This is a genomic window from Flavobacterium aquiphilum, assembly GCF_027111335.1.
GTDB classification, from domain to species: Bacteria; Bacteroidota; Bacteroidia; order Flavobacteriales; family Flavobacteriaceae; genus Flavobacterium; species Flavobacterium aquiphilum.
Genome location: NZ_CP114288.1, coordinates 1,400,184 through 1,421,937, shown reverse-complemented (window position 1 = coordinate 1,421,937; position 21,754 = coordinate 1,400,184). Strand labels below are relative to the sequence as shown.

Annotated in this window: 18 protein-coding genes; 2 read left to right on the top strand and 16 right to left on the bottom strand. The window is 31.5% G+C overall.

Annotated features, from left to right (window positions below; genetic code table 11):
- The first annotated feature begins 217 nt into the window (after positions 1–217).
- Together OZP12_RS05895 and OZP12_RS05890 are read left to right on the top strand one after the other, a co-directional pair.
- Entirely contained in the window at positions 218–1,288 is a 1,071-nt protein-coding gene (locus OZP12_RS05895; RefSeq protein ID WP_489886112.1) for a putative type IX sorting system protein PorV2, read from the top strand.
- Between the two features lie 26 nt (positions 1,289–1,314).
- Positions 1,315–2,454 (top strand): lipoprotein N-acyltransferase Lnb domain-containing protein, encoded by a 1,140-nt coding sequence (locus tag OZP12_RS05890; RefSeq protein WP_281228123.1) that lies wholly within the window; start codon positions 1,315–1,317, stop codon positions 2,452–2,454.
- 72 nt (positions 2,455–2,526) lie between these two features.
- Here OZP12_RS05890 and OZP12_RS05885 read toward each other — a convergent pair whose 3' ends face one another.
- The 16 genes from OZP12_RS05885 to OZP12_RS05810 form a co-directional block, all read right to left on the bottom strand.
- A complete protein-coding gene (locus OZP12_RS05885; protein ID WP_281228122.1) occupies positions 2,527–3,921 on the bottom strand; it encodes an exopolysaccharide biosynthesis polyprenyl glycosylphosphotransferase in 1,395 nt (464 codons plus the stop codon).
- 60 nt (positions 3,922–3,981) lie between these two features.
- Positions 3,982–4,989, bottom strand: coding sequence for a glycosyltransferase family 4 protein (locus OZP12_RS05880; RefSeq protein WP_281228121.1), 1,008 nt, complete (start codon positions 4,987–4,989; stop codon positions 3,982–3,984).
- On the bottom strand, positions 4,964–6,304 hold the full coding sequence (locus OZP12_RS05875) for an O-antigen ligase family protein (RefSeq protein ID WP_281228120.1): 1,341 nt from the start codon (positions 6,302–6,304) through the stop codon (positions 4,964–4,966). The genes OZP12_RS05880 and OZP12_RS05875 overlap by 26 nt, the downstream gene beginning before the upstream one ends.
- Positions 6,301–7,377 (bottom strand): glycosyltransferase, encoded by a 1,077-nt coding sequence (locus OZP12_RS05870; protein WP_281228119.1) that lies wholly within the window; start codon positions 7,375–7,377, stop codon positions 6,301–6,303. The genes OZP12_RS05875 and OZP12_RS05870 overlap by 4 nt, the downstream gene beginning before the upstream one ends.
- Positions 7,377–8,366: a glucosamine inositolphosphorylceramide transferase family protein gene (locus tag OZP12_RS05865; RefSeq protein ID WP_281228118.1), complete on the bottom strand. Its 990-nt coding sequence runs from the start codon at positions 8,364–8,366 to the stop codon at positions 7,377–7,379. Before OZP12_RS05865 ends, OZP12_RS05870 begins: the two co-directional genes overlap by 1 nt.
- A 6-nt stretch (positions 8,367–8,372) precedes the next feature.
- Positions 8,373–9,491, bottom strand: coding sequence for a glycosyltransferase (locus tag OZP12_RS05860; protein ID WP_281228117.1), 1,119 nt, complete (start codon positions 9,489–9,491; stop codon positions 8,373–8,375).
- Positions 9,492–9,506: 15 nt separating this feature from the next.
- Complete coding sequence (locus OZP12_RS05855) at positions 9,507–10,313, bottom strand: class I SAM-dependent methyltransferase (protein ID WP_281228116.1); 807 nt, start codon at positions 10,311–10,313, stop codon at positions 9,507–9,509.
- Positions 10,310–11,311 carry a glycosyltransferase family 2 protein gene (locus tag OZP12_RS05850; protein ID WP_281228115.1) on the bottom strand — a complete coding sequence of 334 codons (1,002 nt, stop codon included), beginning with the start codon at positions 11,309–11,311 and terminating at the stop codon, positions 10,310–10,312. Before OZP12_RS05850 ends, OZP12_RS05855 begins: the two co-directional genes overlap by 4 nt.
- Entirely contained in the window at positions 11,308–12,852 is a 1,545-nt protein-coding gene (locus OZP12_RS05845) for a glycosyltransferase family 2 protein (protein WP_281228114.1), read from the bottom strand. Before OZP12_RS05845 ends, OZP12_RS05850 begins: the two co-directional genes overlap by 4 nt.
- Positions 12,852–14,012, bottom strand: a complete 1,161-nt coding sequence (locus OZP12_RS05840; protein ID WP_281228113.1) for a glycosyltransferase family 4 protein — start codon at positions 14,010–14,012, stop codon at positions 12,852–12,854. The genes OZP12_RS05845 and OZP12_RS05840 overlap by 1 nt, the downstream gene beginning before the upstream one ends.
- Entirely contained in the window at positions 14,003–15,361 is a 1,359-nt protein-coding gene (locus tag OZP12_RS05835) for an alpha-1,2-fucosyltransferase (protein ID WP_281228112.1), read from the bottom strand. Before OZP12_RS05835 ends, OZP12_RS05840 begins: the two co-directional genes overlap by 10 nt.
- Complete coding sequence (locus OZP12_RS05830) at positions 15,361–16,245, bottom strand: hypothetical protein (RefSeq protein WP_281228111.1); 885 nt, start codon at positions 16,243–16,245, stop codon at positions 15,361–15,363. The genes OZP12_RS05835 and OZP12_RS05830 overlap by 1 nt, the downstream gene beginning before the upstream one ends.
- A gap of 875 nt (positions 16,246–17,120) precedes the next feature.
- Positions 17,121–18,554 carry an MBOAT family O-acyltransferase gene (locus OZP12_RS05825; protein WP_281228110.1) on the bottom strand — a complete coding sequence of 478 codons (1,434 nt, stop codon included), beginning with the start codon at positions 18,552–18,554 and terminating at the stop codon, positions 17,121–17,123.
- A 47-nt stretch (positions 18,555–18,601) separates the two neighbouring features.
- Positions 18,602–20,002 (bottom strand): glycosyltransferase family protein, encoded by a 1,401-nt coding sequence (locus OZP12_RS05820; protein WP_281228109.1) that lies wholly within the window; start codon positions 20,000–20,002, stop codon positions 18,602–18,604.
- A 3-nt stretch (positions 20,003–20,005) separates the two neighbouring features.
- Positions 20,006–20,845 carry a GNAT family N-acetyltransferase gene (locus OZP12_RS05815; RefSeq protein ID WP_281228108.1) on the bottom strand — a complete coding sequence of 280 codons (840 nt, stop codon included), beginning with the start codon at positions 20,843–20,845 and terminating at the stop codon, positions 20,006–20,008.
- Positions 20,842–21,753 carry a polysaccharide deacetylase family protein gene (locus tag OZP12_RS05810; RefSeq protein WP_281228107.1) on the bottom strand — a complete coding sequence of 304 codons (912 nt, stop codon included), beginning with the start codon at positions 21,751–21,753 and terminating at the stop codon, positions 20,842–20,844. Before OZP12_RS05810 ends, OZP12_RS05815 begins: the two co-directional genes overlap by 4 nt.
- Position 21,754: the final 1 nt, after the last annotated feature.

Sequence of the window (21,754 nt, the reverse complement as noted above, 5' to 3'; positions counted from 1 at the left end):
TATTTCAAATTAGTCCAATAAAAATTGGCCTAAATAAAATATACAACGGCATTACACCAAAAACCATTGGACTAAGGTATAATATGCGAAAGCTATACAGGTTTTCTTAAGAGTTTTTGGCTTCTTGTCTACAAAAATTAGTATTTCATTGAATTGAAGCCACTACATCATTAAAAAACTTTATTTTTGATAAAAATTAAAAACTTATAAAGCCCTTTTGAAAAAAACACAGCTCATTTTCTTCCTAATTATTGCAAATGCCATCCATGGTCAAACGGTTCGAAAATACTCGAATGAGTTCATGAATATTGGTGTCGATGCTGCGGCGCTAGGAATGTCAAATGCGGTGGTGGCTTTTACTTCTGATGTTAATTCGGGCTATTGGAACCCGGCAGGATTAACTCATCTTGAGGACGACCAAGTGTCTTTAATGCACTCCAACTATTTTGCCAATATAGCCAAATATGATTATGCCGCTTATGCCAGCCCTATTGACGATCGCTCGGCTTGGGGTATTTCGTTAATTCGCTTTGGCGTAGACGATATTTTGAATACCACCGACTTAATAGATAATGAGGGAAATATAGATTATAACCGAATTTCTCTTTTCTCCACAGCCGATTATGGTTTTACTTTTTCATATGCGGTTAAATTACCAATTGAAGGATTTCAGTATGGTGTAAATGCAAAAATTATTAGGAGAATCATTGGGGATTTTGCAACTTCCTGGGGATTTGGGTTTGATTTTGGATTGCAATTTGAAAAGAATGATTGGCAATTTGGATTAATGCTTCGTGACATTACGACCACTTACAATGTCTGGAACATCAACGAAGAAAAGTATAAAAAAATAGCAGCTGCGATTCCCGGACAAAATCAGGAAATGCCAGAAAGTACAGAGATAACATTGCCAAAGGCTCAACTTGGGGTAGCAAAAAAAATCACATTTCACGACGATTACAGCCTTTTGGCTTCTGCCAATATCAACATGCAATTTACCCAGACCAATGATTTAATTTCAAGCAGTTTTTTAAGTATAGATCCTGCAATTGGTTTGGAATTTGGTTATACAGATATTGCCTTTTTAAGGGCGGGCGTTGGCAATTTTCAACATGTAACGCAATTGGACAATGGAGAAAAAATAGGCTTTCAACCCAATATTGGCTTGGGATTCAAATACAAAGGAATCGCTATTGATTACGCATTGACCTCACTAGGCAATCAAAGTACAGCATTATATTCAAATGTATTTTCTTTAAAAATTGATTTATCCCTTTTTAGAAGTTAACTTTGAAAATCGAAAAAAACACGTATATGAAATCCTCTTTATCAAAAAAATTATCCGTTTACATTCTTTTACTGGGTTTTATTCATAATTCATATAGTCAATATGTTACCTTGTCAAAAAACGCACATATTAGTGTAGTTACCTGCGGGACAGGAAATGAAGCCTATTCTTTATTTGGACACACTGCCATTAGAGTTAGCGACATTGACAACAATCTGGATGTTGTTTATAATTATGGCGCTTTTGATTTTGACACACCAAATTTCGTATTGAAATTTACCAAAGGTGATATGAATTATTTCATTGCAAACAATCGATATGTCGATTTTTTAAACCAATACAATTACGAAAGAAGAGATGTTTATGAGCAGGAATTAAACATTCCATTAGAATTAAAGCAAAAATTATTTGATAATCTGTATCAATCAATGTTATCTGATGAACGTTTGTACCAATACAAATTCATTGATAACAATTGTACTTCAAAAGTTGTTGAAGTAATCAATAAAACTTTAAGCGCTCAAGTAATCACAAAAAAAACAGATACCGACCAAACATACAGAGCGATTTTGTTTCCCTATTTCGACAATCATTTTTATGAAAAATTGGGAACAAGCATCGTCTTTGGCACAAAAGTAGATCAGATGGGAACCAAAATATTTTTGCCTTTTGAACTTCAAAAAAGCTTAAAGCTTATTCAGTACCAAAACCATCCTTTGTGCAAAGAGAATAAAGCGATTATGGTTTTCGAAAAAGAAACTCCTGCTTCATGGTGGAATAACTGCTACACCTTTCTTTTACTGTTGGCGCTTGTAGTTTTTATAAACAAAAAAGTAGTCGATTATATTTATCTGCTGACAGTTGCTTTATTAGGCTCCGTTTTTTTGTTTTTAGGATTCTATTCTTTCCATCAGGAATTAGCGTACAATTATAATATATTATTGTTTAGCCCTTTTCTTTTCTTGGTATTGTATTTTTGGTCAACAAAAAATTCCAAATGGACGTACAAATTTGCTGTTTTCAATATTCTTTTAACGATTTTATATTTCTTCGTAATCTTCACAAAAGTTTACTTACTGATCGTTTCTCCAATTATTATAACCAATCTTGTTGTTTTAACCCGACTGGCAATTAAACACAAAAAAAGAATTCCGATTATTATTTAATGTGGTAATTTGATAATGAGATAATGATGTTATTAGCAAATTATTCCATTGTCTAATTTGCCAATTATCTAATTACTGCCCTCTATAAAACAAAACAGTTGAAATTGTTTTGAAAACAATGTTCAAATCCAAATAAATACTTCGATGCTTGATATAGTATAAATCGTATTGCAATTTTATCAAACTGTCTTCCAATTTTTCCCCGTAGGAATAATTAACTTGAGCCCATCCGGTAAGCCCCGGTTTAATAATATGGCGGGTTTCATAGAAAGGCATCATTTGGGCTATTTCATTAACAAATTCGGGGCGTTCTGGCCTCGGACCTATTAAAGCCATATCTCCCTTTAGTATATTAATAAACTGAGGGAACTCGTCCATTCTGGTTTTCCTTAATAATTTTCCAAATTTAGTTATCCGAACATCATTGGATTTAGCAAAAACAGCCTTGCCATTTTCTGCATTTTCAATCATTGTCCGAAACTTGACAATCTCAAAGGAAACTCCATCTTTTCCAACTCTTTTTTGGGTATAAAACAATCCGCCATTGTTCCAAAAAAGATTCCCAACAAAAATTAAAGGAATCAAAAAGAAGCCAATCCCAATTCCAATTAATGATATAACGATTTCAGTCAGCCTGACAATAGATAAATACAGTTTGTTTTGATTACTGCGGCTGAAAGGAAAAAAACGATAAAAATCCCTCGAAATATATTGAACCGGAATACGCTGGGTTTTACTCTCATATACATGGGTATATTCCCTAATACTCTTTCCGGACTCTAATAATTGAAGCAATTGATGATATAAATCAGCTGTAATACCTTCCGTTTTTTGGGAAGCAACCACTATCTCAAAAATCCCATTCTTACGAACAAATGAAGTCAAATCTTCCGCTTTTATAGATCTTAAAGAATGATATCCCTCATTAGAAAACGAATCCTCATCCGAATTTACATAGCCAATTATCTTGTAATGTGGGTCAACACTTTCAAGCCCCATAACAAGCTCTTTTACTTGTCCTCCTTCGCAGATTAAAACCACATTTTGTGAAAATCTGGTGGATGCCAAAAACTTAACATAAATCATTCTCCAGGTGTACAATGCTATAAAAAAAACAGCGTAGAAAATCAGTAACTGTAAACGGTTTTTGGGCAATTGAGGAGAAAGAACAGGAGTTAGCAAATAAAACAATACGGTAGAAGAAGTTGTCAAAACTGAACTCTTCAAGACCAGAAATTGATTACTGGCTACCTGAAGATTGTACATTTCGAAAATGGCTCCAAATATGTTAATATAGATAGCCAAAACAATCGTCCAATAGTAATTTGTGGCTGAAAATTTAAAATAATGGAAATTAAAAATAAGGCCGATAAAGTACAAAAAAAACAAAACAAAAAGCACATCAAAAACACGCAAAAGCACTTTACGCTCTGATATTTCGAAATGTATTTTCTTTTGACTATTCATAGTGGGGGGAACATCTGAATTGTTGCGCAAGATACTCAATCTATAAAAAACAAAGCTTTATTATTTTAAAATAACCATCCATTTATTTCTAATAATTTTCCAATCAAATTGTTCAGATTTTAGCCTTCCATTAGTTGTAATTTTGTCGAACAAATCTTGATCTTCTATTAATCTTTCGATTGCATTAACCATCTCATTAACATTATCATCAGAAACTAATAAGGCATCTTTTTGATTTTCTAATAAAAAAGGAATCCCCCCAACATTGGTTGAAACTACTGCTAATCCCAACGACATTGCCTCAACAACACTGACAGGCATATTGTCAAAATGAGTTGTATTGATAAAAATATCGTATTGTTTAGATTCATTTATCCAATCTTCTTTTGATAGTTTTCCTGTAAATTGTATATTGAGTTCTAAATTTTTAGCTTTTTGTTTGGCGGCCAATAAACTACCATCTTTTTCAGGTCCCACCATACAAAGTGTCGCTTCGAGATATTTCTTTTTTATGGAGGCAAATACATCAACTGCCATTAATGGGTTGTATATTTCCGCAAAAGAACGCACCCACAATAAATTAGGTTTTGCCTTTTTCCGTTCCAAAAAAGCATAATTCTCAATTTCAATAACATTCGGAATATGCCTAAGATTTTGAAATCCTTCAGATTTGAATTGATCCATTAAAAAAAGTGAAGGAGATACATTTTGAAAAGAATAGTTGAAAATCATTCTGCAAATTCTTGGGTTGTTTTTCAATCTGAAAGCCAAATTACCTCCGTGCAAAATTGGAATGTATTTCATTTTCAAACACCTGCACAATTGAGAAGTAGCAAATGCATACCAAAAATTGACCGTGCTGTAAGTGTCAATTAAGACATAATCTGATTTTCTATATTGAAACACACTCCACAACATAGCCGTCAATCGCAGTAACTGATTTTTTTGGGAGGAGCTATAGTGTACTGCAAACCCTTCCTGCTCTAAAAGCGAGCCAAGAATTTCTATGGTAGTTGGTGTAACTCCATGCTTGGACAATTTATTACCTATGTAAAGTAGGGTCTTCAACAATAGATACTTTTAACAATGAAAGTGCATATACAAAAGCTGGAGCTGCTAGCCGCATCGCTGCATGGTTAATGGTTAACAACCAAAAAGCAAAAAATGAAAGTGCCAATATATTTTGTCGATTATTTAAAAACAAAACCAAAGGAGTCAACAACAAAATCATTAAATCAATTAAACCAAGAGTACCGTGCTCAGCCAGCATTCTGGTTATTTCATTATGAGTAGCTAAATCAATTCCTGTTTGTTTTCTTCTTAATTCTTTATTTTTACCTACACCAACCCCTAAAATAGGATTATCCAAAAACATCTGAAATTCAGACTCCATAAGCACCTCTCTTCCACTTAATTGACTTTTTTTCTTTCTTCCCAAAGCATCTTCATTAGCGTAGCGTTTATCGATCAATCCATGTGTTTGAATAGAACTGTAAGCCCAGACTCCCAACCCAGTCAATAATGATAACATAATAATAAATCCTATTTTTGGCTTAGTATTAAAATTGGCCTGAAAATACATTATTGCCAGAAGCAAAAAAACCATCGCGATCGCTGTCATTACACCTCCTCTGGAAAAAGTGACGAGACCCCTAAAAGCAAAAGTCAAAACCAATATTGCATTCAGTATTTGCAATAACTTGGTTTTAGAATTCAATAAAAGCTGGACAAAAAAAACAAAAATGCCCAGACCTAAGATAGTAGATACTTGATTAGGTCCAAATCCACCTGAAGTTTCAAAATTAGATTGAGTTCCTGTAACAACATCCTTAATACTTGGAGTATAGAGATACAGATAAACCCCAATAGAAATTAAAGGTAAAGAAAATGATGAAATAATTCCTTTTAATTTATCAAATGTAATTTTTCGCTGATAGCAATAAATAGAAGAAATTCCCAAACAAACGGGTCCTGATATATTAAAAGCGATGGCTTTTCTAATATCAGTATCAAAATTTAACGAACTTGTTGATAAAATAACCCCTGGAATTAAGAATAAGAAAAAAAGCCAATATAACCAGGCATTCTTGGAAAAACCGGAATATATCATTCCTAGAAACATAAAAATTAAAATCGAATATTTCCCAAATTCATTTAAAATAGCCCCATCTGTCATCCTTAAAAGTACTTCAACTGTTACTACATAAGCTGAAACGACTAGCACCTCGTTGTTTTTGTTTTGGGTTTTTATAATATAATAAATCCCAAAAACAAATAATACCAATGCATATAATTTTGTAAGAATTGGCAAAACAAAAAACAATACTCCAAGTAATGCATGAAGTAGTAGCAAATAAATATAAGTTGATTCTTCTCTTTTCATCTTAATTTATTCAACCAATTTAAATATTTTTCTAAAACATTTTCGGCGGTATATTCCGATTGAATGTTTTCATAAAGAGCATTGCCAAAATCAAATCGTAAAGATTCATTTTCTACCAATTCAACAAGTGATTGATAAAACAATTCCGACTCATTCGAATCCACTACAAACCCATTCTTCCCATACTGAACTATTGTTGGTATTTCTCCTACTCCAGTGACCACAACAGCCTTTTTACACAATCCATATTCCAAAAGTGCAACGGGAAGTCCCTCCGATTGGGATGTCAAAATGGCTATATCTGATTGATTTAAAATAATCGCTACGTCTTGTCTGGAACCATAAAGAAAAACATTATTTTCCAAATTAAATTCCAAAATCAAACTTTTGATTTGTTTCGAATAAGCATCTTCAAAATCTTTTCCTACCAAATGAAATGTACATTCAGGATGGGATAATTTCAATTTCTGAGCCACTTTCAACAGTAGAAAATGATTTTTTTGTTCCCTTAGATTAGCCAAAGATATAATTCGTTTTCCTTTAGTCCCTTTAAGGATTGTGCCTTCACAAACTCCTGTTTTTATCACGGGAAAATTAGGTAAATAAATAACATTTTGAGCTTTCAACTTCTGTTCCGACCAATCTTTTAGTTTCTGATTTACGACTATAAGACCGTTGAAAAAACAGCTTACACTCTTCAATACAAAACAAGGTCGATTAGCTAAAAATTCATTGTTTCCATAGTGATCATGTCTAATAATTATGAGTGAAGGTTTAATTATTTTTAAAAGAAAAGCTAGAAAAAAAGAAGTACTATGAGCATGGATATGGGTAATCATATTGTTCACAACAAATGACCGTAATCTTAATAAAGAACCAATATCAAATTGCTTTTTTTTATTCAAAAACAAATAAGAAACGTTCTGGTTAATTTCGTCTAATAAAGAACCTTCTTTACGAGTAGCAACTAAACCAGAAAATTCAATTTTATCGGCCAAGCCATTGGCGTAATTGACAGCCATCCGTTCTGATCCACCTGCTTCTAAAGAATCTATAATTTGAACTATTCTCATTAGTTTAGTATCCAATTTTTCAAATCAATATAGTTCCACTTTAAGGGACCAAAAATATTTATTCTTTTAGTATTGCTATTCAATCGATTACCATCATACACATAATAATAATGATTAGCATCCAATTTTTGAACGTCCAACTGATGCATTCCAGCATCGAATTCTTTAATTTCTTTATTCGCCTTTAAAAAAAATGGAGCAATTCTTTTGGTCGTATAAGATCCATTCTTAAAATAAAAACGATACAATGACAAACCATATCCATATCCGTTGGTACAATTTTGGATAGGCAAAATCAATCCTTTTTTATCTGCAAAAAAACGTCCCCCAGCCCTTGCTTCTGTTCCCATCAAAGCAATTGGCTTTTTATGCAATTTCCATTTTCCAAAAAGAGAATCAGCTTGATATACATACATATTTAGTTTATCATCGGATGCCATCATAACATTTAAGGTATCCGACACGTAAATTGAAGGATCTTTTAACCTGACATTCTTCACCAGAGTATCACAAATTTTCCAATCATAAGGAAAATGTTGGGCTTTATATAACAAAACAGCATTGGCCTGTTTTGATTCTGGAACCATATAAAAACAATTTTTATATTTAAACACCTGTGGATAGGACAAATGAAATTTTTGGGTCAATACCGTCCCTTTATATTGATAATTTTTCCCATCGACAGAAGTCAGTAAACCAACATCACCATTTGCTTTTACTTTTTTATGTTCAAAAAACAAATAAAAAGTATCTTTCTCTTTTACAAAAAAAGGATCCGCAAGAAAAACAGTGCTATCATTTTGAGCTTTTAGTTTTTCAATAGAATAAATTCGATTTTCTTTTGGATTAATTTTTTTTGGATATACTTGAGACATCCCATATCCTACAGACCATCCACCACCATCCTGCTGAAAAAAAGGTGTTCTACTGTTTATTAACAAAGCAACCAAAATTCCCAAAAACAAAATTCCAAATATGTATTTCTTCATTTCTCTCTATTTTTTTATCATTTTTTTTATTTCAGATTCAAAAAAATCCAAGGTATATTTTCGAGACCAATCCGATGATTTTTTTCTCTTAGTATCAAAACATTCTCCATCATTTAGTATTGGTTCCAATTGCTGAATATCAAGATCTAATTCCTTTTGCAATAAAACACCTCTATTACCAGAATCCAGCATAAAAGGAACACAGGAAACGTTGGTCGCAATAGGCACACATCCCCAAAACATACCTTCAGCAATGGCTTTTGGCCAGCCTTCACTTTTAGAAGGTAAAATCACGAAATGACTATTCTGATAAGCTTCGGTAATAACATTTTGATTTTGATTTCCTTTTAATACTATATATTTTTCTAAACCATTCCATTCAATATAATTTTCCAAGGTTAGACGTTCTTCACCTTCACCATAAATATCCAAAGATACATTATATCCTTTCTTATATAGATTTTCGACTAACTGAATAGCATACAATGGATTTTTTCCAGGCGATAAAGTTCCAACAAAAACAAACTTAATTACACCTTTCAAATCCAAATCGTTTATTGGTAATTTTTCTTTTTCAGAATACGAAGCGGTAAAAAAAGGTTTTATATTATGTGTCATTTTCTTCCACTCACCATAAACCAAAACCTGCATGTTTCGGGTTAAAAAAGTATTACTCAAAATCCATTTTTGCAAACGATAGCTCCAGGGCTGTTTTGCTTTCGGATCCCAATTCCCTGCATATTTTGCAGTTTTGGGTTTGTATGGAAATAAAAGCTGAACAAAACAGCCCAACAAGCCAACATTCCCGGGACATCGCAAATGAATGTGATCGGCTTGTCTCATGGCCTTAAAAATCTGCCAACTTATTTTTGGAATTTTAAAAATTGCATTACAAATGGATTTAAAACCCAATAAATTAATATTTTCAATCTTAAAAAATTTAATATTTTCCTGATTATAAGAACTATCAATAGCTGAGCATGGAGTTTGAATAATTGGAGCAACAATAATTACTTCATCAACATATTTTGCCCAAATATTCATTTCCCGAACATAGGGAGCGTATGCAAAATATTTATTTTCTTTTTTTATATGATTGACATGGGTGACAATAGCAAACTTCATAGTTAAAACAAATTATTATTTCTTCTGCATTAACATAGTCAAATGCATACAACTGAATAAAACAGAATATGAAGTTTTTGACTTATCCCAATCCTCTCTATGCCATTTTTCTCCGATTTTATTTTTTCTTTCATCCGATATTGGAAGCATTGAAATCAATGCCAACCATTTTGATTTACCAAGAAGCCCTCTCCTTTCAATAATCGTAAACGATTTTTGAAACTGATAAAATATTTTTTTAGTAAACGGCCATTCCCATGCGGCATCCGACTGAAAAGGGCGATACAATGTTCGCATTATCTTTATGGGCAAACTGGTTTCCAATGGATCATAACTGATTATTTGGCCATTCGAAGCTAATTTTTCATTAAGTTTCTCTATTAAAATCTCAATATTTTCAAAATGATGCAGAACCCCATAAGCATAGATTAAATCATAGTCTTTCTCCTTAAATTCCGCTGAAAGAAAATCAATAGTTTTTGCACTTGCATTTGGAAAAGGCTCGAGTCTATCGTTCAATTTTGCAATAGCAACATCGCTTAAGTCAATTCCTAAATATTCTTTTGAATGTTCTGCCAAATACATTGACCAATAATTTCCCGAAAAACAGCCCAAATCCAATACTTTTTTGGTACTCAAATCACCAAACCACTCTTTGTGTTTCAAATAGGCCTGATCTTGAATACCGCTGCTTTTTTTAATCTTATTTAAGACTCCGTTTCTAAATTTCGACCAAATACGCGTAGCTAAATTTTTCTTTTTTGTATTATAAAATTCGGCTTGCTTAATATTGGTCTCCAATATCTTTTCTATTGTTTTCATTCACTTAATTTTGGTTTACTAAAAATCAAACTCCACCAACCAATAGTTCGCCCTAATGCTTCAATAAAAGCCTCCTTCCTTTTTAATGTGGTAAAGGCATTGCTAAATCGTATGATTGTTAAAAGTATTGTGATGGCATGCCATTTAAAAAAATCAATCGAATTTGGATCAGGATTTTTTACACGCCACACATACCAACCGTTTCTGACAACCATTTTTCCATATTTATACCGATTGGGACGTCCGGAAGGATCATGAAAATGATATAACTGAACTTTTGTATTAATTACATTTTTACCAAAACATAAAGCTCTAAGGCTAAAATCGGCATCTTCATACAAACCATATCCATCAAAAAATGATGAAAACTGAATTTGCTCAACAACATTTTTCCTAAAAGACATCGACATCCCAATTAACAAGTCAACTTCATAGGTTTTATTATTCATCGGGAAACCACAAGTACGTCCATGAGAATAATTTGGCATTTTGCCTGCTCCCAAATTAGATTGCAATCCCAAATAATTACGTACAACATTACGTTGTCCTTCTTTATAAACATATCCGTCAAAAGAATAATATTTTTTATAATTATACTTTTTATTGGGTTCAATTGGCTTCCAATTATTCTCATTGATAGCCACTCCTCCTACTCCTGTAATTGCTACATCTGATTTAAAAGTCTTTATTAACTCTTCAAAATAATCTTTCTCCAAAACAGTGTCATCATCCAAGAAGCAAACCACTTCTGTATTAGACTCAACATGAGCTATACCAAAATTACGCTGTCTAGTCAACCCTCGATGCTCTTTTGGGACTAAATAATAATGAAGATTTTCTAAATAATTCTCTTTCAATATAAATTCAGTATCATTGTTTATTGAACCATCTATAATTAAAATTTCATTAGGGTATAATGTTTGTTCCTTAACCGATTGCAATAATTCAAGCAAGGGCTTAGAGCGCATATAGGTGCAAATAATTAATGAAAATTTCATTTTTTCCCTTTTAATTTGTTAGCCCAATATAAACTTTGCTCCCAACGTTTTCTATAGTTATAAAAATATACAAAGGGGTTTTTAATGGCCTGTATTTTGTAAAATTTTAAAAACAAAATAGTTTTATATCCATTAATTTGTTCTTTACCTAAATGCAATTGTTTATAAAGCATTACAGTTGGTGATGGCTTTGGCTGGATGATATCATCTCCCCATTCTAAAATTGGTTTTGTTCTAAACCCTCCTATAGGTGCTTTCAAATGCAATATTTCTGGTTCTGGAAAAAACAAAATGTCGTTTCCTTTGTTTCTCAATTGCATCCCAAAATCAGAATCCTCTCCATACCCAAATTCAAAAGCTAAATTATATAAAATAGACTTTATATTCTTTGATTTTACCATACTGCAACCAGAACCGAAACTTCCCCATTGAACTCTTTGTTTGAGTTTATTTTTTTGCGAATAATCAGCTTCATAACATCCGAACGTTACTTGTTCCGAACCCTCTTTTTTTATAACATTAAAAGCTAACTCCAAAAAAAAATTCTCAATCCGAATATCATCATCTGCCATAAAAACCCATTCACTATCAACTTGACTCAATGCAACATTCCTCGCATTACACGCTCCTGTCTGATGCGTAAAAGTATGTTTTATCATAAATGGCCAGTTTTCGCTATTAATATAATCTAATTCGCTAGCGCTATTACTATCTGGGTTTTGCTCCACAATAATAACATTTTTTGGCAGATGTGTTTGCTGTGCTAAATCTTTTAAAACATCATATAAATATTGCTTTCTTCCAATAGTTGGAATAATTACATCTACTGTTCCTGTATTCAGAACTTTTTTTGTGGATTGAACCTCAATCTTCTCTAACAAATTCTTATCAATTTTTCTTTTGCGGTAAAAAAAACTGAATAAAAATGGCAAAACAGCCAATTTTCTTTCATACAAAAACAAATTGAGCAACAACCCAAATACCCATCGGGTCTTATAATGTTGCTTTACAAATCGAAATAAAACAAATAAATTGTTTTTATACTTCGGAACTTTATTAGGAATACCTATCACCAATTGAGGTTCAGAATAGCACAAAAGTCCGTTGGGCATAGCTAATTTGGCCATGGAATTCAAAAAATAATCGAACTCATTAATTCTTTTCACCTCATCTTTTAATGCAATTAAAACAGATGCATAAACTCCACCAATATCACTGCTCATTATCCAAGTAGGATAATTGACTTTTTTATTGACTTTTATAAAAGGTGATTCCTCCACATAACCTATTGCCCCAGATATAATTAAATTTTCCGACAAATTATATGACGCCATTATTTTATGATGATGAAAAATATTTTGAATTTTTAAATAATTTAAATTGGATTTAAAATCGATACAACACCAAATTATTAACTTTTCCGGATATGCCAAAGCAATCTCAAATAATGTCTCTATAATAGAAGTTTGCGAAAAACCAATATTTTCATCTTTACAGTCAATTTCTAAAACCCTATTGTTTTTATGATAAATTATTATCATTATTTCTGGAGATTCTGAGTTATTACTTTTTGATAAAATTCCAAATTACGCATTGAAATCACCTGTACATCAAAGCATTGAATTACTTTCTGTCGAGCTTCCTTTCCTAATTTAATACTCAAAACTTCATCCTCGAGAAGATCGCTAATTTTTTGTGCATAGACTTCGTGATCTGTCGGGTCTACCAAAAAACCATTAACTCCATGGTCAATCATTTCTTTGGCCCAACCCATGTCAGATGTAACAATTGGTTTTTCCATTGCCATTGCTTCTAACCACGAAACAGGAAAGGCTTCCGCAAAAGAAGGAAAAACACAAACTCTAGCTTGTTGGATTTTTTCCTTTATTTCTGAATAGGGAACACTTCCCAAATAAGCCACATTTTGTATAGCCTTTTCAGAAAATAGTTGCTGCATCATTTGCCAAGTTGAAGGATTTCCAGAAATGACATCCGGAACATCTTGGCCGATTAAAATCAATTTTGCATTGGGATTATTTTCAATTACTTTATTAAAAATCAATGGTAATTCCAGAAGTCCTTTTTTCCGAATTAGACTTCCAAAATATAATACTGTTTTCTCTTTCTGATAATTCTCATTATCTGGTTGAAATAAATTTACATCTATTGGATTCGGAATAATTGTAAATTCCTTATCCAAATCAAAAATCCTATTTGTCATATCGGCTGTAAACTGGCTTACAGACAGAAATCCATCTGCTTTTTGTAATGCCCTTTTTTCATGGAACTTATTAATCCATTTTACCGGTCGATTATCCAAATGGCAAAAATAGGTGTCTGAACCATTTAATCTAATAATCAACGGACATGATTTAGGTTTTATAAATGATGAAATACCTGTCCAATCTGGCACTTCGACTAAATCAATTTCCTGATTTAAGTATAATTCATTAATTATTCTTTCTATTTTTTTTCGAGTTAATAACCAAGATAAACCTTTAAATTTTATATTTTTTATTTGTTGAATAGTAATTCCGTCGGCAATAAATACTCTGTCTTCATTTTGTCCATATACCAATACCCGCACAGAAATGCCCTGAGCTAAAAGGCCAATAGCTAAATTTTTAATACTAGTACCTATTCCTCCGACACTTTTCTCTCCTTGAAAAGGAAAATGTGAGGTTATAAAAACTATGCGCATCTTTTACTTTTTTTTATTACTTTCTTGATCTTAGTCTTAAAAAAAACAATCCATTTTCGTTTTTGCATTAAAAAATAATGTTCAAACTCAAAAAAACCTTTTACTTTCCCCGAAAAAGAAAAGAAAAGTTCAAACCCTATAGATTTAAACTCCGCACTGCTAGTCCTATTAAAAATCGGAAAGTTAGTATTCAATTTATCTTTAGAAAAAAAAACAAATAACAATTTATTCGTTTTTTTTATTTTTAATTTATGCCGCATCATTTTTACAAAAAGACCAAAATCAAATTGTTTTTTAAGAGAATGACAATCAAAGTATTTCGAAATAGTAACAAAATTCCCTTTTAAAAGAGCTGCTGAGTTTTCAGTATATTTAATAGCATTATATATACAAAGAGGAGGAATTATAGCATCATTAATCAATAACACCCTATTATTATTGACTTTACTGAAAGAATCTTCCAATTTATCCAAAAGCAGAATTTTATTTTCATTTATAAACGAGAAATAATGGCGCAAATAATCTTCAATTATTATATTTTCTTTTTGGAGAACAGCTACCGTATTACCTAAATCTATTTTCTTATTTAAATGATTATACCTCATCCAGCGTTTTGGAAAATAATCCTTATCATTATCTATCGCATTTTTAGCCTCAGTAAAATAATGAAATGGGCGCACAACTATACTTTCCTTTTTCTCACCTAACCAGGCACACCACCATGAAAATGTTGAATTACTTATTATAAAATCATCGCAGAGACTGGCTATTCCTAATTGTTCAATTGCAGACAAATTATCTGCAAAGAAAACATTATCAAGAAAAGAAAAGTGAAATTTACAATAATCGATATCATCACTTAAGACTACTAGATTTTTTTCTTTCCAATCAGAGAAATTGTCAATTAATGCATTAATATAATAGTTAATCGGCAATTGAAAATAATCACGATGATCAACAAAATCTCCTCTTCTAATTGAAATTAAAATTGTCTTTTTCTCAAAAATGACCTGATTTTTTTTCTTCAATTCATCAAGAAATGTTTTTTTAAACTCAAAATAATACTTAACAGAATCTATGTCAAAATATTTCTCAGATTGAAACCAGCCTTCCAGATCATAATTTCTATTACTGAATTTCTTAAATGCAAAATGAAATGTTTCTTCTTTATAAATTTCAAATTCTTCTAATTTTTCTACAGGCAATTCATTTTGGAAAAAATTACTATAACTCCATTTTGGAAAACCAAATCTTTGATTATTTGATTTAGCAATTCCAATTGTAGAAGCAATTTGAAATAATTGATTCCCCAAATGCCCCTTCTTTTCTAATTTAGAGAATGTAATCATTAATTTTTATTAAAAAAATCTTTCAAAATCCTTGCTGTGAATAGTCTTGCACCTGAATCATTCATGTGTCCACAAGACGAAAAATAGTTGTTCTCCACAACTACATTTTCATAATTATGAATTTCGGGATAGGTCTTTTTTACTTTATCAAAATAATTCATTCCAACAACATTTTCACACATTGGGGTCATTATCGCGATAAACCTGATGTTGTTCACCTTGCAAATGCTTTTGATTTCTTCGTAATATTTATTGTGTGGCAAAGGTTTTAAACTGACAATATTATTTTTCATGTTGCCTTTTTTATGCTTCACTAATGGATAATAACCTAAATTATCCAAAGTACTTGTTCTTTCGTTTTTCACAATTTTATAAATTTCTCTAAAACCTATTTTAGTTTCGAACTTTATATACCTGTAAAAAGGAATATAATACAATTCATTAAAATCCCCCTCCGACTTAAAATGATCTTTTATAACTTCAGAATTATGAATATAAGGTAAAAACTTAGCCGAAATTCCTTCAGCCTGATGATCGTTTGATAAATTTAAATCGGCTTCAAGAATTACATTCTTGATTGTATATTTTCTTTCGACCATTAATTTCAAGAGTAAAGACGCTTCAAATAAATGCCCTCCACTCATTCCGTAATTAAATGTTTTCAGTCCTTTGTCTTCAAATAGTTGTGCCACAAAATGATTATTCGCACGAGAGGAACCCAAAATTACAACATCATATTTTTGCGCTTTTGAATTAAAAACAGTTTCAATTTTTCCTCGGTTCCTTGATTGAAGAAAGACATAAGTGTACAAGCCGTCGAGAGCAAATGCAACTAACAGCACTACAACAAAAATTTTGACGATATAGATTAAAAACTGTTTCATTTAATATTAACTTTTAGACTATCAGTAAAGCGCACTTGTTTTTTTGCCACTGATTTCACAGATTCTTACAGATTTTAAAATAAAAAATTTATGCTAATTTGTGCAATTTGTGGTCAATTTTATCGGTTAGGTATAAATCACGGAAGTCATATTAACTTTTATATAATCTCTCAATTTTAATAGATTAAAAACTGCTTCATTTAATATTAACTTTTAAGACTGTCAGTAAAGCGTACTTATTTTTTTTCCACTGATTACACAGATTCTCACAGATTTTAAAATAAAAAATTTGTGCTAATTTGTGCAATTTGTGGTCAATTTTATCGGTTAGGTATAAATCACGGAAGTCATATTAACTTTTATATAATCTCTCAATTTTAATAGATTAAAAACTGCTTCATTTAATATTAACTTTTAAGACTGTCAGTAAAGCGTACTTATTTTTTTTCCACTGATTACACAGATTCTCACAGATTTTAAAATAAAAAATTTGTGCTAATTTGTGCAATTTGTGGTCAATTTTATCGGTTAGGTATAAATCACATATAGTCATGCTAACTTTTATATAATCACTCAATTTTAATAGATTAAAAACTGCTTCATTTAATATTAACTTTTAAGACTGTCAGTAAAGCGTACTTATTTTTTTTCACTGATTACACAGATTCTCACAGATTTTAAAATAAAAAATTTGTGCTAATTTGTGTAATTTGTGGTCAATTTTATCAGTTAGGTATAAATCACATATAGTCATATTAACTTTTATATAATCAGTCAATTTTAATTGAACTAATATCAGGTCGAGCGCAGTCGAGACCTCCATAATACTCTTCTTAAACAATCTCGACTGTACTCGATTTTACAAGTAAGACTTTTTAAAACTGAAAATATATAAATTCTTTATAATCCGAAAAAGTCCCGAAAGCCATAATAGCTAGTATCGCCAAAACTACTTTTAACAAACTTCTTTTTCCTGAGATAGGTTCTGCTTTCGTTCTATTATTCCATTCAACCCAAACAAATAAGCCAATCATTAATAAAAGCTCGTAATTATACCTCTCATTATCGAGATACTGTGAACTAAAATCACCGTTAGTGATAATTTGCTTTAAATATAAAATGGCATCGCTTATAGTTTTTGCCCTAAAGAAAACCCAAGCAACACAAGTAATCAAAAAAGTAGAAAGAATATTTATCACAGTTTTTACCGAATCAAAATCCCATCTTAATGCTATAGTATCTAAATTTTTCCTATTGCTATTCGATAAGAGTAGAGGCAAAAAGTAAATAGCATTTATTAACCCCCAAACGATATAAGTCCAACTAGCACCATGCCAAAATCCGCTTACCAGAAAAATAATAAAAGTATTTCTGACTTTCATCCAAACTCCGCCTTTACTTCCCCCCAACGGAATGTACAAATAATCCCGAAACCAAGTAGTAAGCGAAATATGCCAACGACGCCAAAACTCTGCTATATCCCGCGAAAAATAAGGATAGTTAAAATTACGCAATAAATCCAACCCAAATAATTTTGACATTCCCAATGCCATATCGGAATAGCCCGAAAAATCGCCGTAAATCTGGAAAGCAAAATAAACTGCTCCCAAAATCAACGAAAGAGAATTCATTGACGTATAATGATCAAAAATGGCGTTGGCATAAGTTGCACATGTATCGGCAATAACGACTTTCTTAACCAATCCCCAAATAATCTGATAGACCCCTTCTTTGGCTTTTTCAAAATCAAACTCTCTTTTAACCTTTACTTCGGGCAGTAAATGGGTTGCTCTTTCAATAGGACCTGCCACAAGAAGTGGAAAATAACTCACGAAAAGGGAGTAATCAACAAAATTATATTCGGCTTTTATTCGTTTAAAATAAATATCGATTACATAAGACAATCCATGAAAAGTATAAAAGGAAATACCTACCGGCAAAATCACATCCAATAAAATAGGACTAGCTTTAAATCCAACTGAAGTAAGCATTTCTGCAAAGGAAACCGAGAAAAAATTATAGTATTTGAAAATTCCCAGAAAACCCAAATTGACTCCAATACTCAACCAAAACCAAAATTTCCGCCCCTTTTCGTTGGCACTCTTTTCGATTCGGATACCGGTATAATAGTCCAAAAAAGTGGAAAAAACCAATAGAAACAAAAAACGCCAATCCCAACAGGAATAAAAATAATAACTGGCTATTATAAGAAGGGTATTTTGGCTAGTCTTTGTTTTATTAAAAACAAACCAATGAAGAAAAAAAACAATTGGCAAAAAAATGGCAAAAGCCAAAGAGTTAAAAAACATAACTTATTTTAAAAATTCCATACGATTTTGATTCGCAAAGAAAAGGATTATTCTTTAGAAATGATGGTTTTAATTCCATTCCAAATTCTTCTCGAAGCATTTTGTGGCGGATGCTGATTAATAGTTTCAAACCATTTTTTTGCATTTTCAACAACCAAAGAATCAGTTGTTAAAACTTGTTCAATTATTCCTGCTATATCATCAGGACAATTTATCCAAAGAACGGCGTCTTTAGAGGGCATGGAACGAAAATGGACGTACTGATAACATTTAAATAAATCCCAATTCTTATCTGAACGTTTTTTTTGGTTATAACGAAAATAAGCACATGCTTTATTATGGGAAACAAAATCAAACACCATTGAAGATCCCAAATTAAGGACCATTTCACAATGTTCTCCCAAATTTGACAATAATAAGTTATCCTCTTTTGTAGGTAACACACTATTCCACTGAGAAGTTAGAGGTTTCCACAGAGGATCTATTGGAACAATAACATCCGAATACTTTTGTAAAACTTCATTATAGCGATTTGAAAAATCTACGGGACATCTTCTAAATATTATGCCTAGATTATACCCCTTAGCATTTAACAACTTTATGGCCTTGGCCGCATCTTCTAAATATAAAGGATCATCAGGACTTGTCGTTACATCATCTCCCGAAAAGCAAATATACTTTTTGTCAATATTTAACTTATTTTGCTGAAAAAACACAGTCTTTGATAGAAAATTTCCTCTTTCAAAATGAGATTCAAATTGTGGCGTACCGGTCACAAAAACCTGTGATTCTTGAATATATGGATAATAAAAAAGTAGTTCATTTTTCATCAAGTCACTCCACACAAAATAATGATCCGTTTCCACAGCCATCGTAGCTTTTGGCAAATTATCCCAAGAAAAAATAAAAGTTGCAGTAGGAATCCCTAAATCCTGAGCCGCTAACAATGGCGCGATCGCTGTCATCGGACGTTGATTAGAACAAAAAACCATCGCAGGCTTTTCTTTTCGGAGTATTTCAAGACTTTGATAATAATACAGCGTTTTTCGCTCTTCTTGCTTAATTTTTTTTCGAATACGGTTCAATCCATATTTTGAAGAATGAGTAAATGACAGCAGTTGGGTCAACAAACTTTTTACCGCTTTGGAACTTGTTGTGTACGAAAAAGGAAATCGATAGGTATCATAAACCTTGTCCTTACTTCTTCTGATATTGAGGTTTAATTCAATTTGTTTACGGGCATTTTTATAGATTTCAGTAAGAGGATGTGATTTCGAATTTAAAATTTTTATTTCCTTAAATTGCAATTCGGTTAAATCAAAAGGGGTATTATTCCAAAAAATGACATCGAAATTTTCCTGTAACCCTATAACCTGAAAATCGGTATAGGCAAAATTGCGCAGACCAATACCATCCGGCAAAAAAATGAATATCTTATTGTTTTCCATTTTCTAAATTGATAAACTCCCAATTCTTCCATGATCTGAATAAGATCTATGCACTACAAATTCCCTGTCCAAATAATCTTCGGAAAGAAATGTAATATCGCAAAAATAATTTTTTTCAATAGGATTTAATCGCCAAGGCACTATTGATTTATGATCCAAAATCCATCCATTTTTTTCTAAATCTTTAGTTTTCAAATCATTCCAAGAGGTAATATAATCTATCCAAGAATAACCTAATTGCCATGCTTCCTTTTCTAATTGTTGAAGATTTTCAATATCCACAATTCTCAAGCCCCCAACATTTTCCTGACTTATTGCTCTTGAGCCATCATTTAATACAATACCTTTTATAGAAGGTTGGCAAAAATAATGCGTATCTTTTTTTATCAAATGATTTATATCAACATTAATGGCATTGCAAATAGCAGTAAAACTTTTATCTGAAATATTAGGGTTAATTTTCACATAACGAACTAAATCATAATATCGAATCCATCTCATATTTTTATAAAGTCCCAAACCTGCCTCGTTTGCAGCTGTAGCGGCTAATGGATAATAATTGCGTGCTAACTCATACAATCTCCCTAAAATCCCTTTGCCTCTACATTCCTCATTAAGATAGACATTGATAATCCATGCTAATCCTCCTCCAAAATTTGCACCTACATGGCCAACTACTTCTCCATTATCGCTTAAACAAATAAAAGAACGTCCATACTTAAAATCTCCAAACTGCCATTCCCAAAATTCTTTAGAATGAAGCGGATGATTTTCCCTATAAATTATTCTAAAAAAAGATTCTAAAATTTCCCAATCTTTTATAGTAGCTTCTCTTGTAATCATTTTTTTTCGTTATATTTTTTTCCTCCAGCCAAATCATTACAATCAAATCTCTTTAATAATAAATGATTTTCAGCTACAGTATTAATACCTCTTGTCGTTGTAAAACCTATTTTATATCCTGCCTTTTCTGCTAATTCAGCAACTTTTCCGTTAGATGTTTCAGGAGTTCCATAAGGATAGGAAACCATGTCGATTTTTGAATCGGTCAATTTTTCCAAGTATCTTTTTGAATTCTCCAGTTCAAATTTAATAATATTTTTCTCCAATAAACCTAATGGATAATGATTATGTGAATGGCCTCCCAAAAAGCCATTTTTTGCCAAATCTTTCAGGTTTTTTTCGCTCATGTATAGCGAATCTAAAACGGTTTTTTCATCAAAATAATTGTCAAATAAATTATTTACGACTTTTTCCTGTTCATTGAAATCTAATTTAAAATTTAAAATATATTTCAAAATAGCACTCTCATTATCATCATATATATAAATATTCCTTGCCTTTATTTTTTCAAAATCAGAAAAAGAAACATTGGATATTTTTTTCAAAAATTCTGAAGAAGATATAATGGATCTAAGAAGATGAATTTTATGAACCGTACTAACTTTTTTATCTTCAAAATTACTTGAATTCACAAAAAAAATAGCCGGTATATTAAGCTCATCTAAAATAGGCAAAGCAAAATCAAATTGTTCTTTCAATCCATCATCAAAAGTTATAAGTATCCTATTATCTTTTGACTCCAATGCTTCTTTTACATTAGCGGCAAGATTAATAGGTGAAATAAAATCTCCTTGCTTTTTTAGTAACAATAATTGTTTTCTAAAACCATTTGGAGTCATTCCAAAAATACTTGGATATGGATCATTATATTCTTGACGAATATAATGATAATTACTTACAGTAAGCATA

Excerpts from the sequence above, each read along its gene's own strand:
- OZP12_RS05890 (WP_281228123.1), top strand. The coding sequence starts at position 1,315 with ATGAAATCCTCTTTATCAAAAAAATTATCCGTTTACATTCTTTTACTG.
- OZP12_RS05885 (WP_281228122.1), bottom strand. The coding sequence starts at position 3,921 with ATGAATAGTCAAAAGAAAATACATTTCGAAATATCAGAGCGTAAAGTG.
- OZP12_RS05875 (WP_281228120.1), bottom strand. The coding sequence starts at position 6,304 with ATGAAAAGAGAAGAATCAACTTATATTTATTTGCTACTACTTCATGCA.
- OZP12_RS05870 (WP_281228119.1), bottom strand. The coding sequence starts at position 7,377 with ATGAGAATAGTTCAAATTATAGATTCTTTAGAAGCAGGTGGATCAGAA.
- OZP12_RS05865 (WP_281228118.1), bottom strand. The coding sequence starts at position 8,366 with ATGAAGAAATACATATTTGGAATTTTGTTTTTGGGAATTTTGGTTGCT.
- OZP12_RS05860 (WP_281228117.1), bottom strand. The coding sequence starts at position 9,491 with ATGAAGTTTGCTATTGTCACCCATGTCAATCATATAAAAAAAGAAAAT.
- OZP12_RS05855 (WP_281228116.1), bottom strand. The coding sequence starts at position 10,313 with ATGAAAACAATAGAAAAGATATTGGAGACCAATATTAAGCAAGCCGAA.
- OZP12_RS05850 (WP_281228115.1), bottom strand. The coding sequence starts at position 11,311 with ATGAAATTTTCATTAATTATTTGCACCTATATGCGCTCTAAGCCCTTG.
- OZP12_RS05845 (WP_281228114.1), bottom strand. The coding sequence starts at position 12,852 with ATGATAATAATTTATCATAAAAACAATAGGGTTTTAGAAATTGACTGT.
- OZP12_RS05840 (WP_281228113.1), bottom strand. The coding sequence starts at position 14,012 with ATGCGCATAGTTTTTATAACCTCACATTTTCCTTTTCAAGGAGAGAAA.
- OZP12_RS05835 (WP_281228112.1), bottom strand. The coding sequence starts at position 15,361 with ATGATTACATTCTCTAAATTAGAAAAGAAGGGGCATTTGGGGAATCAA.
- OZP12_RS05830 (WP_281228111.1), bottom strand. The coding sequence starts at position 16,245 with ATGAAACAGTTTTTAATCTATATCGTCAAAATTTTTGTTGTAGTGCTG.
- OZP12_RS05825 (WP_281228110.1), bottom strand. The coding sequence starts at position 18,554 with ATGTTTTTTAACTCTTTGGCTTTTGCCATTTTTTTGCCAATTGTTTTT.
- OZP12_RS05820 (WP_281228109.1), bottom strand. The coding sequence starts at position 20,002 with ATGGAAAACAATAAGATATTCATTTTTTTGCCGGATGGTATTGGTCTG.
- OZP12_RS05815 (WP_281228108.1), bottom strand. The coding sequence starts at position 20,845 with ATGATTACAAGAGAAGCTACTATAAAAGATTGGGAAATTTTAGAATCT.
- OZP12_RS05810 (WP_281228107.1), bottom strand. The coding sequence starts at position 21,753 with ATGCTTACTGTAAGTAATTATCATTATATTCGTCAAGAATATAATGAT.